Below are 13,065 nucleotides of genomic sequence, written 5' to 3'. Positions count from 1 at the left end.
CGTGTTACTGTGCTAAATATTCGTTAATACTCGCCGCCGCTTTGCGTCCTTCGCCCATCGCGAGGATGACGGTGGCAGCGCCAAGTACGATGTCTCCGCCCGACCAGACTTTCGGAATACTGGTTTTCTGATTTTCATCGACGATGATGTTGCCGGTCTTGGTTACCTGCAATCCTTCCGTCGTCTTTGCCATCAACGGGTTGGAGCTGTTACCGAGCGCAACGATAACCGTATCCACCGAGATTTGATGCTCAGTACCCGGAATGGCGACGGGACTGCGGCGGCCGGAAGCGTCGGGTTCACCGAGCTTGTAGTTCAGCACTTCGACTGCACACACCTTGCCGTCTTTGTCGCCGATAAAGCGTGTCGGGTTTTGCAAAAAGCAGAACTCAACGCCTTCTTCTTCCGCATGGGCGATTTCTTCGGCACGGGCAGGCATTTCGGCACGGGTACGGCGGTAAATACAGTATACTTTGTCGGCGCCGAGCCGGTATCCCATACGGGCGGCATCCATCGCGACGTTTCCGCCGCCGATAACCGCAACAACCTTTGCAGGATACAGCGGCGTGTCCGCCTTATCTTCCTGATAGGCCTTCATTAAATTGGCACGGGTTAAGTATTCGTTTGCACTGAATACGCCGATGAGGTTTTCTCCCTCGACGTTCATAAACTTAGGAAGCCCCGCGCCGGTACCGATAAAGGCGGCATCGAATCCGTCGTCTTGAAGCAGCTGTTCCAGCGTTGCCGTCCGTCCGACTAAGAAGTTGGTTTCAAACTTGACGCCCATCTTTTTAAGATTTTCCACTTCTTTAGCGACAATGTCTTTGGGGAGCCGGAATTCAGGGATTCCGTAGACCATAACGCCGCCTGTTTTATGGAAGGCTTCAAATACGGTTACCGCATGACCGGCGCGGCGGATATCGGCAGCGGCGGCAAGCCCCGCAGGTCCCGAGCCGATAATCGCAACCTTCTTTCCGGTATCGGGAGCAACCGGCGGAATTGTTGTCTTATTATTTTCCCGTTCCCAATCTGCAACAAAGCGTTCCAATCTGCCGATTGCAACCGCCTTATCCACCGATTTATGCATTTTGCCGACGGTACATACCGCTTGGCACTGTTTTTCCTGCGGGCATACGCGACCGCAGATAGCGGGGAGCAGGTTGGTTGTTTTAATCGTATCGACAGCGGCCTTAAAATCTCCCTTCTGAATACAGGTGATAAATTCGGGGATGGGTATACCGACCGGACAACCCTGTACGCAGGGGCGGTTCTTACAGTTTAAGCAACGTTCCGCCTCTATCCGCGCCTGTTCTTCGGTATAGCCGGTTGCAACCTCGTCCATAAGGCGGGCTCTGGCATGCGGTTCAAGTACCGGCATTTCCTGTATCGGAATAGCCGCACGATCCTTCATTTTTAATTCTTTATCTTTCAGTTCGCCCCAATATGTTTTTGCCTGTTCCGCAAGTTCTTCACGGGGCACATAGTGATGTTCGGTATTTGTATTTTCATTTTCCATTTCATACTCCTCTATCCGGCAAGTCTCCGAAAATGCCGGTTCATCCTTGTTCGGATTAATTGGCGCCGTTTGACAGTCCAATTCTGCATGCATGACGATCGTGATCTTCCCGTTCCTTAAAGGCCTTCATCCGCATCATCATATTGTCAAAATCGACTTTGTGTCCGTCAAATTCAGGTCCATCTACACAGACAAACTTTGTCTTTCCGTCAACCGTAACGCGACATCCTCCGCACATTCCGGTGCCATCAATCATAATCGTATTTAACGAGACCACCGTGTGTATTCCGAACGGACGAGTTGTTGCTGCGCAGAACTTCATCATAATCGGCGGGCCAATTGCGATAACCTCTTGAGGCGGCGCTGCGCTTTCGCAGATTTCCTTTAACGGTTCGGTAACCAGCGCTTTTCGGCCGTAGCTTCCATCATCCGTTACGATAATGAGCTCATCCGCTATCTTGCGCATTTCTTCCTCGAAAATCACGAGTTCTTTTGTACGACCGCCGATGATAATGATAACTTCATTACCGGCACGTTTATAAGCTTGGGCAATCGGGTGTAAAGGCGCCGTACCAATACCGCCGCCGACACAGACAACTTTTCCTACCTTTGCAATATGCGTCGGATTGCCAAGCGGCCCGAGTATTGCGGCAATCGAATCGCCCACTTCTTTTTGACAAAGCTTGATAGTGGTAGCTCCGACCGCCTGAATGACCAGCGCAATCCACCCCTCGGCAGGATCAGCATCGGCGATGGTAAGCGGAATACGCTCGCCGTAATCGATATCAAGCTGGATAATAACGAATTGCCCCGCCTTTCTCTGACGGGCAATTTCCGGCGCCGCAACGCGCATGTAAAAGACATCTTTTGAGAATTGTTTCTTCTCTAAAATCGTGTGAATCATTCGACCTCTTCTCTATAATATAGGGAAAATACGGTATCAATTTATAGTTGATACCCATTTCGTGCTATTTTACTCGTAATAGTACGGAATATCAATATAGAAAGCATTGCGAAAATTATCAATTTCTCTTATACTGGATACATGGATAATGTTGCAACTATACCGGTAGATAAAAACAAGATTAAGCAAGCGGTGCAGATGAATATTCCCATCTCGATTAACACTTATACGCTTCCTAAGGAAACGGAAAACTATATCGTTGATGTTGCGAAGGCTTTCCTCGAAACGGTTCATCAGGACGGAATCCAAGACTATATCGTCTATTGCCTCAATGAGCTGACCACAAACGCAAAAAAAGCAAATACCAAGCGGGTCTACTTTAAAGAAAAAGGCTTTGATATCTATGATCAGAAGTCTTATGACGAAGGAATGCTCAATTTTAAACAAGAAAGCCTCGGAAATATTGATTACTATCTGCAGCAGCAAAAAAAAGCAGGACTTTACATTAAAGTCATCATGCAGGTAAAGCAGGGGCATATTATTTTTGAAGTGCGCAACAATGTGCAAATGGTTGCAACGGAATTTAAACGCATCTTTGACCGGATGGTTGTCGCGCGGGACTATGAAAATGTGGATCAAGCCTTTATGCAGGCAATTGACGATACGGAAGGTGCAGGACTTGGTTTAATTATTATGCTTCTTATGCTAAAAAAAATCGGCTTGCAAGAAGATGCATTCGAATTGATTCCGGAAAAAGACGTAACGATTAATCGGATTACCATTCCAATCGATTTTGAAGTGAACCAGCATCTCGTGGAATTGACCAAAACGATTGTAGATTATATTGAAGAAATTCCGCAATTCCCCGAAAAAATCATGCAAATACAGCGGCTTATCAATGATCCGAATGCAACGATGGGGACAATTGCATCTTTTATTAGTGATGACATTGCGTTAACAACCGATCTTTTAAAACTCGTCAACTCGGTTGCGTTCGGACTTACAAAGGAATGTATGAGTATTACCGAAGCGGTTAAAATGGCTGGTTTACGGGGTATTCAGCATTTGTTGTATTCCGTTGGAACACTACAAGTTTTAAAAGTAACGGGAAATGAACAAAAAAGACTGTGGAATCATACCTATCGATGTGCATTTTTCGCATATAATCTTGCTAAAATGCAAGGAAAAACCAATCTTCTTGAAGAAATATATGTTTGCGCCCTTTTGCACGATTTAGGTAAAATCGTATTCAGTTCTATTTATCCGGAAGTATTGGAAAAAATAAAAGACTTACAAGCAAAAAAGAATATTCCCGATCAGGTCATCAAAAGTGTGATGTCAGGGATGGAGCATCAAGCAATTGGTGTCGCTGTTGCTGAAAAATGGCATTTACCCGAAGCTATTGTCAATACGATAAAATACCAATACGAACCGGAATCTGCCCCTAAAAAATATTATGAGCTTGTTTCTACCGTCAGTTTTGCTGAATTTATGTTGCAGTTTTTTGACGGCAATATCAGCTACTATCAAATTCCACCGGTTTTGTTAAAGCAGCATAATATCGAAAATGAAGCGCAGTTGCGTGAACTGTGTGGGAAGCTTAATGCCAAATTTCACGAACCCATATAACATATTTGTATGAACGAACAGCAGCCTATACTTCACTCGGCTTTTATTCCCGCACACGAACACAGCGATGTGTGCGGAATGGTCTGTATTCAAGATTTATCGTTTAAATATGGCGCCGGTAAAAAAACATTATTTGAAAAACTCTGTCTTACCATTAAGAAAGGAGCGTATATCTCGATTGTCGGCGAAAACGGCGCAGGAAAAAGCACCCTGATAAAGCTGATCCTTGGGCTGTTAACTCCCGATACGGGAAATATCCGCTGCGGAGCGCGCAGTATCGGCTATGTACCGCAAAAAAAAGCGGCGATAACGGGGTTTCCGATTACCGTTTACGAAACCTTAAACTCGTATCGGATATTGCGTAAGCAGCGCGATAAAGGCGTTATCGACCGCTATCTTTCGGACGTCAGGCTGCTCGATTACAAGTATGCTCTGGCAGGGACGCTGTCCGGCGGGCAGCTGCAAAAGATGTATATAGCCCGTGCGCTTATCGGTGAGCCGGATTTGCTCATCCTCGATGAACCGTCAACAGGAATCGATATACAGAGCCAGCAGGAAATTTATACCTTTATAAAAAAACTGAATACAGAGCAAGGGCTGACGGTTATCTCCGTGGAACATAACCTCGACGCGGCAGTGCTCAACTCAACCGATATTTTCCATCTTGCAAACGGATGCGGACACCTTTGCAATCCGCAAAAATATGCCGCGGAGTTTCTTCACTTCCGTCGCCCGCCGTATACTTCGAATATCTGACCGTAAAAACCTACATGCCCAACGACCTTCGATTAACACCGTTGTCCGGTATATTCACACAAAATATTTTTTTAAATATCATACTTGACAATATATTATATTATAAATAATATTATAACAATTACAGCGTAAAATAAGAGTATTTTGAAAAGCTCCATAAGATTTTCAGAGATTTGCGTACATCTAGAAATAAGGTTAAGAAGAACCTCTAAAAAACTGATTCACAGTCCGCAAAGCGGATAACTTAATGAATTTCCTTACAGAACAAGCCGATAGGCTTGCAGTTTTTAGAGGTCCCCATATAAACATCGGGAGGTGAAAGTGCTTTTTTCAATTAACTCAGGACTGCTTGAAGCCTGCGTGCTTGCCCTCTTGAGTAATGAAGATTCCTACGGTTATAAGTTAACGCAAGACGTAAAGGACGTTATGTCTATTTCCGACTCGACACTCTATCCGGTATTAAAACGGCTGCAAACAGCGGGTTTTTTAGAAACGTATGATATGCCCATTGATGGGCGCAATAGGAAATATTATCGTATAACACCCGCAGGAAAAAGACAGCAAAGCTTATACTGTGACGAATGGAAGTCTTACAAAGAATTGATCGAAAAAATTTTTAAAGGAGCACAATGTTCATGACTCGTAGAGAATTTATGACTGAACTGGCTGCACGACTGCACCGACTGCCGAAAGAAGATTTACAAGCTGCATTACAGTATTATGAAGAATACTTTGACGAGGCCGGCAGTCAAAATGAACAAAAAGTGATACAGGAACTGAGAAGTCCCGCACACGTTGCTTCAAAAATTTTATCTGATTACGCCGTAAAAGAAGCAAAAAAAGCACGCGCCTCTACAAAAAGCGGTTGGCGTGCTTTTTGGTTTACCATACTGGCAATTTGTGCAGCACCCGTTGCGGTACCGCTTATTGTTGCAGCCGTAGCCGTTATCGTTGCACTCGGATTTGCCGGATTTGCAGTTGTCTTTGCCTTGGTAATTGCCGCAGGCGCAATTTTTATCAAAGGCATTGGTACATTGTTCTTCGGCTCTGCTACTGCTTTATTACTATTCGGCAGCGCCTTAATGCTTATAGGTTTTGCCCTTCTGATCTTGTCCGGTATCAGTGCTTTAATCACCGGTATTGGAAAACATATCAGAAACAAATCAAGTAAATAGATGAATATTACTAAAAGTTCAGGTGAACTTTTAGCGATGTTCATAACAACACATTGGAGGATTACATGCAAAAGAAACTCTATCGCAGCGAAAGTGATAAAAAAATCTGCGGCGTATGCGGCGGTATTGCCGAATACTTTGACATCGATACAACCGTTATCCGGCTGTTATGGATTCTTGCAACTCTTTTTTTCGGAAGCGGCATTTTCTGCTACATTATTTGCGCGTTGGTAATGCCCATCAAAAAAGAGGAACCGCTCGAATATGAATATGTCCGCAAAGATGAAAATAATACGGAACAATAAGGGAAAGTAAATGCTGACAATCATTATTTTATGTCTTTTATGTACTCTATTCGGAATAGGCGGGTTAGTTTTTGCCATCGCAGGCGGTTTGCTCAAGTTTTCATTTAAACTCCTCATCTTTAGCATTACGCTGATTATTACGATTTTGTGTGGCATCCCCCTCTTATTGGCGGGATTATTTTTCGGAGGCTTAGCATTTTTATTTTAGGGTGTATGGATGAAAAGAAGAATAAGAACGGCATTTGCAATTATCGGAATTGGGGGATTACTTATCATCATTGGGATTCTGATGGGTGGAAGCGTAAAAAAGACTTTCTATGATGAATACAACGATGAAGAGTGGAATATGGATGAGGAGTTGAACATGGACGGCGAAAACACAAGTATAACCTTATCAACAGATATGCATGAAACACAGCTGGTTGCCAGCAACTCCGGTTTAAACCGGCTAAAAGTGGATGTTTCTTATGTCACGCTGAGAATTAAGCCGCACAATATGCAATCCGTCACCTACAGTATTATGAATAACACAAAAAGAATCGACGCTTCTGTGCAAGTTGAAGGGAATACGTTGATGATCAGCACAAAAAAGAACCGTAAATGGAATTGGAATTGGCTATTTGGATGGAACCGCAATACTGGAGGTCACTCTAAGACTGTAATCACGGTCAAGATTCCTCAAAACACCATATTCGATACTGCCGACATCAATATCGAAACAGGTTCACTGATACTTGACAGCTTTACAGCAACGCAGCAATTTACACTGAATGTAGGAGCAGGTGAGATAGATATTAAAAATATTACTGCCTCAAACGTGGATATAAAAACGGGTGTCGGTGAAACGGTTTTTCGCAATTGCAGTTTTACGGATACGATAATCAACACCGGTGTCGGTGAAACATCCTTTGACGGTAGGATTTTTAAAAGTCTTGATATCAATGCCGGTATCGGTGAAATAGATATGCGCATAAACGGTAAAAAAGACGATTATTTGATCAATGCTACCTCAGGGATCGGTTCGATACTGATAGACGGACGCAGTGCGACAGGGATCGACTCCACATTCCGTATCAACAATCAGAATACACTACATACAATCCGTGTTAAAGCCGGTATCGGTCAGGTCAATATTCGATTTACCGAATAACGTTATATATACGAAAACAGAAACGCATCCGACTGTTTTGAATTTTCCGACCGAATAAGAGGACAAAGACCTTTGCAAACACATTTCCGTTAGCCTTTTAGAAATAATCGAGGTAGATACCAACATATTTTTAAAAGGAGCTACTTGACAATAATGTTTTTTTGGGGTATAAGTTTATCTCGTTGTTATTCGGCGGAATAAATGTCTCCTTCGTCTAGTGGTTAGGACATCGGGTTTTCATCCCGACAACAGGGGTTCAATTCCCCTAGGAGATGTCTAAAGCCTAAAATAGACTGAATAGTCTGTTTTAGGCTTTTTTATTTTCTGAAGTTTTCCTCTCTCTCTCTAATCGCCTAAGGAAAAAAGAGCTTGCCGCCTGTGGGCATTATTCGTGCGGAGGGTTTAATACCCGCCGTCCATCTACCGCCACGGACGGCGGTGGTTCCGAACAGCAGCTCTGCGTCGGAGTTGTTGATTCACGTAAAATTTTATTGAAGTCTTTCCAATTTTTCAGCAAGCTGAAGATACGTCTTGTTATAAGGATCAAGCGCAATAACTTGTTGCAAATAATAATATGCTTTTCGGTAATCTTTATGTCTAAAATACCACTCATAGAGAGCAAAGAGCGTCAAAGAACTACGCGGATCGGACAAAAGGCTCGACCGTAAAAGAGCCAGTTTCTCTTCATCGTTGGGCGCAAGTAATGCTTGATAATAAATTAAAATCGACTTTAAGGCAGATCGAGCATCACTGAGATGGCTGTTAATAACTTGCCTAAGCGTACCGTATTTTTTTCCACCGTAAAGAGCCTGCAAATACAACGCGATAATTTCGTCAGAAGGCTGCTTTTGGGCGGCAGTAGTATATGCAGCTTGCGCCGTATTCACCGCTTCTTCCCAGTTATTCATCCCTGCACAGACACGGGCATATAGTACGATATCTTCCTCGGAAGGATTATTATTATATAAATACTGTGCACGCTCAAAGGCACTTTCCCATCGTTTTTCAGCTATATCTTCTTTGACCAAAAGACGAATCGCTAGAATATTACGCGGGTTTTGTTTTAGAAGAGCATTGATAAAATCGTTAGCAGTCTTTCCATTAACAGTATTTTTTGTTTCAAAGCAAAAATTCGCACAAGCAAGAATAACATCTGAAGATTGCGGATAGAATGAATCTGCTCTTTCAAGGCATTGTTTTGCCTCGGTAATATTTTTACTCCATTCAAGTAAAATACGGCTCCGTAATAGAAGATAATCCTTATCAACCTTATTCTGCTTAGCAAATTCATCAAGCATGGCATTTGCTGCTAAATATTCTTTTTTTTCTATATGCAGTCGAACTTGCAAAAAGAACGCACGCCCAAAATCATTGTTTTTTTTAAGAACCCCAGAAACAATCTCCTCTGCCTTTTCCAAATTTCCTTTTTCAAGATATGCTTCTGCAAGCAATAGCTGAATCGTTACTGCATTAGGATAACGATCATACAATTTTTCAGCAATTTTATATGCTGTTTCAATATCATTAGTAAAAAGCGCTAAATAAGCAAAGCGCATACCGGCTGGATAACAGCTCTCATCTTGTTCCCATGCGGTTTGATAGTAATTCGCTGCATCCGAAAGCTTGTCGAGTTGCTCGTACAAGAGACCTAGAAGATAAGGCGGTAGTACAGAAGAAGGATTTAAGTTTCTTGCAATCAACAAACGCTTTTCCAGTACAGAGGCATATTCCTGCAATCCTACCCCCTTTATTAAAATCATTGCCGGAATAACCGCATCAAAAAATGTATTCATACCAAGGTTTTGTGGATAACTACCCTTCTCGATCTGGGTCAATGCATCAAGATACGGATCGGCTTGTTGATAATTCGGAGTATTCCAATCAATAGACACGAGTGGATATAAAAGACGCATCAACCGAGCAGCCAATGTTAATTGCAATTGCTTTTCTTTCGTTAACCCTTGAGAAGTCGAATATATACGGGTTACAGCACTGCGAATACTTGTCGGAGAAGCTATTTCCATATCAGCCTGAACTTTTGAATCGATATGGCTTGATGCCAAATCAGCCGCAGAAGGCAAGGGCAAAATAGTAGCCGAAACAGACTGTCCGGGTGTAGTGTCGGCATGAATACTATTTTTTACTGTAGTACATGATATAAAGAGAAAAATAGGAACCAATAAATACAATACGTAATATTTTGAGATAGGGCGAGAAAACATCATCAGCAATACCCACCTTTATTCCATACAGTTAAGCAAAAAAAAGCCCGGCAGCTACCTACTTTCCCACTCTAGATGAGCAGTATCATCGGCGTAATGAGAGCTTGACTTCCGTGTTCGGGATGGGAACGGGTATGACCTCTCCACTATGGCAACCGGGCAATAAAAGACGAAACAAAAAAGAAACGAAATTTATTAAATAAAGGGAAGCGCTTAATTGTTGTAAGCGACAGGAAAGAAAGAGCAAGGGGAAAAAGTAAAGAAGAGAAGATAATATGGTCAAGCCTCACGACTTATTAGTATTGCTCGGCTATAACACATTACTGTGCTTAGACCTGCAACCTATCAACCTTGTAGTGTGCAAGGAGTCTTTAGCGGGGTTAAACCCCGAGGGATATGTAATCTTGAGGCGGGCTTCCCGCTTAGATGCCTTCAGCGGTTATCCCTTCCGAACGATAGCTACCCAGCACTTACCCTTGGCAGGATAACTGGTACACCAGAGGTTCGTCCACTTCGGTCCTCTCGTACTAAAAGCAGCTCCTCTCACATATCCAACGCCCATAGCAGATAGGGACCGAACTGTCTCGCGACGTTCTGAACCCAGCTCACGTACCGCTTTAATTGGCGAACAGCCAAACCCTTGGGACCTACTTCAGCCCCAGGATGCGATGAGCCGACATCGAGGTGCCAAACTTTCCCGTCGATGTGAACTCTTGGGGAAAATCAGCCTGTTATCCCCGGAGTACCTTTTATCCGTTAAGTGACGGCGCTTCCACTCGCGACCGCCAGATCACTAAGACCTACTTTCGTATCTGCTTGAGCTGTCACTCTTGCAGTTAAGCCTCCTTGTGCCTTTACACTCACTGCGTCGATTTCCAACCGACGTGAGGAGACCTTCGCGCACCTCCGTTACATTTTAGGAGGCGACCGCCCCAGTCAAACCGCCTGCCTACCACTGTTCCCATTCCGGCTTCACGGAACAGGTTAGAAACCTAATTCATCAAGGGTGGTATTTCACCTTTCAACTCCACTCACCCTAACGAGCAAGTTTCACTGTTTCCCACCTATTCTACACATGATAAACCAAGTCCCAATAGTAAGTTACGGTGAAGGTTCACGGGGTCTTTCCGTCTAACTATGGGTAACCGGCTTCTTTACCGGTATATAAATTTCACCGAGCCTCGCGTTGAGACAGTGCCCAGATACGTTACACCATTCGTGCGGGTCGGAACTTACCCGACAAGGAATTTCGCTACCTTAGGACCGTTATAGTTACGGCCGCCGTTTACCGGGGCTTCAATTGACAGCTTCGCATTACTGCTCACCGCTCCTCTTAACCTTCCGGCACCGGGCAGGTGTCACCACCTATACGTCTCATTACTGATTCGCAGATGGCTGTGTTTTTGATAAACAGTCGCCTGGGCCTGCTTTATGCTACCTCCACTCATTACTAAACAGAGGTCACACTTCTCCCTAAGTTACGTGTGCTTTTTGCCGAGTTCCTTAACGCGAGTTCTCTCGAGCGCCTTAGATTTCTCATCCTACCTACCTGTGTCGGTTTACGGTACGGTCTTTTATAACCTTAACCTTAGACAGTATTTCCCGGCACCATGACTACTCCCGCTTCGCTTCTCTCATCGATCCACTCGCTGTCGCTTCTCACCTTGGATAGCGGATTTGCCTACTATCCTTCATAACGGCTTGAATACTTCGACCGGAACAACCGTTCTCCGGCCGGGGTTCGCCTCATGCGTCCTGCCATCGAAATTATAAAAGGTATCGGAATATGAACCGATTTCCCATCGACTACGGCTTTCGCCCTCGCCTTAGGGGCCGACTAACCCTGGGCAGATGACCTTTACCCAGGAAACCTGAGGTTTTCGGCGGAAAGGAATCTCACCTTTCTTTTCGTGTACTTATACCTGCATTCTCTCTTCCATCCCCTCCAGTGCCCCTGACAGGTACACCTTCATCAGTCCATGGAATGCTCCCCTACCGCCTTACACTTAAATCGTGTAAGACCCGTAGCTTCGGTATACTGCTTAGCCCCGTTACATTATCTGCGCATGTATACTCGACCAGTGAGCTATTACGCACTCTTTTAAGGAATGGCTGCTTCTAAGCCAACCTCCTGGCTGTCTTTGTATCCACACTTCATTTCACACTCAAGCAGTATTTCGGGACCTTAGCTGACGGTCTGGGCTGTTTCCCTTTTGACTACGAACCTTGTCGCACGCAGTCTCACTCCTATACGTTGATTACCGGCATTCAGAGTTTGATTGGGTTTGGTAGGCGGTGAAGCCCCCTAGTCCATCCAGTGCTTTACCTCCGGTAATTTTGTATAAGGCTGTCCCTAAAGGCATTTCGGGGAGAACCAGCTATTTCCAGGTTTGTTTAGCCTTTCACTCCTAGTCACAAGTCATCCAAACCTTTTTTAACAGATTGTAGTTCGGTCCTCCACAGCGTTTTACCGCTGCTTCAACCTGCTCATGACTAGATCACTCTGGCTTCGGGTCTACGACATGCAACTTTACTTCGCCCATTTCAGACTCGGTTTCCCTCCGGCTCCGGAACTCCTATTCCTTAACCTCGCTGCATACCGTAACTCGCAGGCTCATTCTACAAAAGGCACGCTACCACCCATAAAAGGGCTGTAACATCTTGTCGGTTTATGGTTTCAGGTTCTATTTCACTCCCCTCACCGGGGTTCTTTTCATCTTTCCCTCACGGTACTTGTCCGCTATCGGTAGCCAACTCGTATTTAGCCTTGGATCGTGGTCGACCCGGATTCCGACAGGATTTCTCGTGTCCCGCCGTACTCAGGTACTGCACCGGCAAGATGACTGTATTTCGTATACGGGGATTTCACCCTCTCTGTCAGGCTTTCCCAAAACCTTTCTACTATACATTCATTTTATCACTTGCTGTACGTAAGCCCGTGCAGCCCTACAACCCCCGTCTAACGGGTTTGGGCTCTTCCAATTTCGCTCGCCACTACTTTCGGAATCTCTTTTGATGTCTTTTCCTTGAGTTACTTAGATGGTTCAGTTCACTCAGTATCGCTTTACCTCTCTATTTTATTCAAGAGCGTAATGATAGAATCACTTCTACCGGGTTACCCCATTCGGCTATCTCCGGATCACAGGATATGTGCTCCTCCCCGAAGCTTTTCGCAGCTTATCACGGCCTTCTTCGCCGGTTGGCTCCAAGACATCCACCATAAACCTATTCTTCGCTTGACCATATTATGTTCTCTTCTTAAAACAATTACCTATTCGGCAACCGTTAAGAATTCTTCTTTTCACCTTATTTTTCTACTCTCCAGTTAATTACTTCTCCAATAAAGTAATCTACCTTCAAGCATTCTTTCTTTCCCTTCCCTAGCTTTTCAAAGATCTCTTCGTAAAA

9 protein-coding genes, 1 tRNA gene and 2 rRNA genes are annotated in these 13,065 nt (G+C 44.3%); 7 read left to right on the top strand and 5 right to left on the bottom strand.

Features of this window, described 5'->3' with window-relative positions; genetic code table 11:
• Positions 1-4: 4 nt before the first annotated feature.
• Both gltA and DWB79_RS04600 read right to left on the bottom strand, forming a co-directional pair.
• Positions 5-1,516, bottom strand: coding sequence for an NADPH-dependent glutamate synthase (gene gltA, locus DWB79_RS04605; protein WP_016522874.1), 1,512 nt, complete (start codon positions 1,514-1,516; stop codon positions 5-7).
• A 55-nt stretch (positions 1,517-1,571) separates the two neighbouring features.
• The gene (locus DWB79_RS04600) at positions 1,572-2,417 is read right to left on the bottom strand and encodes a sulfide/dihydroorotate dehydrogenase-like FAD/NAD-binding protein (RefSeq protein ID WP_206181083.1); all 846 of its coding nucleotides are present in this window, start codon (positions 2,415-2,417) and stop codon (positions 1,572-1,574) included.
• Between the two features lie 144 nt (positions 2,418-2,561).
• Here DWB79_RS04600 and DWB79_RS04595 point away from each other — a divergent pair, with 144 nt between their 5' ends.
• The 7 genes from DWB79_RS04595 to DWB79_RS04565 all read left to right on the top strand — a co-directional run bounded on the left by DWB79_RS04595 (position 2,562) and on the right by DWB79_RS04565 (position 7,710).
• A complete protein-coding gene (locus DWB79_RS04595; protein WP_016522872.1) occupies positions 2,562-4,049 on the top strand; it encodes an HDOD domain-containing protein in 1,488 nt (495 codons plus the stop codon).
• A 78-nt stretch (positions 4,050-4,127) separates the two neighbouring features.
• Positions 4,128-4,805, top strand: a complete 678-nt coding sequence (locus DWB79_RS04590) for an ATP-binding cassette domain-containing protein (RefSeq protein WP_206181081.1) — start codon at positions 4,128-4,130, stop codon at positions 4,803-4,805.
• Positions 4,806-5,126: 321 nt separating this feature from the next.
• A complete protein-coding gene (locus DWB79_RS04585; protein ID WP_016522870.1) occupies positions 5,127-5,444 on the top strand; it encodes a PadR family transcriptional regulator in 318 nt (105 codons plus the stop codon).
• Positions 5,441-5,980 carry a DUF1700 domain-containing protein gene (locus DWB79_RS04580; RefSeq protein WP_016522869.1) on the top strand — a complete coding sequence of 180 codons (540 nt, stop codon included), beginning with the start codon at positions 5,441-5,443 and terminating at the stop codon, positions 5,978-5,980. Before DWB79_RS04585 ends, DWB79_RS04580 begins: the two co-directional genes overlap by 4 nt.
• A gap of 65 nt (positions 5,981-6,045) precedes the next feature.
• Positions 6,046-6,285, top strand: a complete 240-nt coding sequence (locus tag DWB79_RS04575) for a PspC domain-containing protein (RefSeq protein WP_016522868.1) — start codon at positions 6,046-6,048, stop codon at positions 6,283-6,285.
• A gap of 217 nt (positions 6,286-6,502) precedes the next feature.
• Entirely contained in the window at positions 6,503-7,435 is a 933-nt protein-coding gene (locus DWB79_RS04570; RefSeq protein ID WP_016522866.1) for a DUF4097 family beta strand repeat-containing protein, read from the top strand.
• Positions 7,436-7,638: 203 nt separating this feature from the next.
• Positions 7,639-7,710 (top strand) — tRNA-Glu (locus DWB79_RS04565).
• 213 nt (positions 7,711-7,923) lie between these two features.
• Here DWB79_RS04565 and DWB79_RS04560 read toward each other — a convergent pair.
• From DWB79_RS04560 to DWB79_RS04550, 3 genes are all read right to left on the bottom strand, one after another.
• On the bottom strand, positions 7,924-9,660 hold the full coding sequence (locus DWB79_RS04560; protein WP_016522865.1) for a tetratricopeptide repeat protein: 1,737 nt from the start codon (positions 9,658-9,660) through the stop codon (positions 7,924-7,926).
• Positions 9,661-9,702: 42 nt separating this feature from the next.
• Positions 9,703-9,817, bottom strand: a 5S ribosomal RNA gene (rrf, locus tag DWB79_RS04555).
• Positions 9,818-9,932: 115 nt separating this feature from the next.
• Positions 9,933-12,899, bottom strand: a 23S ribosomal RNA gene (locus DWB79_RS04550).
• Positions 12,900-13,065: the final 166 nt, after the last annotated feature.

It is taken from the genome of Treponema medium (assembly GCF_017161265.1).
In the GTDB taxonomy this organism is placed as follows: Bacteria; Spirochaetota; Spirochaetia; order Treponematales; family Treponemataceae; genus Treponema; species Treponema medium.
Note: the sequence above shows the minus strand (reverse complement) of the source record. Positions and strands in the feature narration are given on the sequence as shown.

Bases quoted from the DNA above. Each gene is read 5' to 3' on its own strand.
- gltA (WP_016522874.1), bottom strand. From the start codon at position 1,516: ATGGAAAATGAAAATACAAATACCGAACATCACTATGTGCCCCGTGAA.
- DWB79_RS04595 (WP_016522872.1), top strand. From the start codon at position 2,562: ATGGATAATGTTGCAACTATACCGGTAGATAAAAACAAGATTAAGCAA.
- DWB79_RS04590 (WP_206181081.1), top strand. From the start codon at position 4,128: ATGGTCTGTATTCAAGATTTATCGTTTAAATATGGCGCCGGTAAAAAA.
- DWB79_RS04580 (WP_016522869.1), top strand. From the start codon at position 5,441: ATGACTCGTAGAGAATTTATGACTGAACTGGCTGCACGACTGCACCGA.
- DWB79_RS04575 (WP_016522868.1), top strand. From the start codon at position 6,046: ATGCAAAAGAAACTCTATCGCAGCGAAAGTGATAAAAAAATCTGCGGC.
- DWB79_RS04570 (WP_016522866.1), top strand. From the start codon at position 6,503: ATGAAAAGAAGAATAAGAACGGCATTTGCAATTATCGGAATTGGGGGA.
- DWB79_RS04560 (WP_016522865.1), bottom strand. From the start codon at position 9,660: ATGATGTTTTCTCGCCCTATCTCAAAATATTACGTATTGTATTTATTG.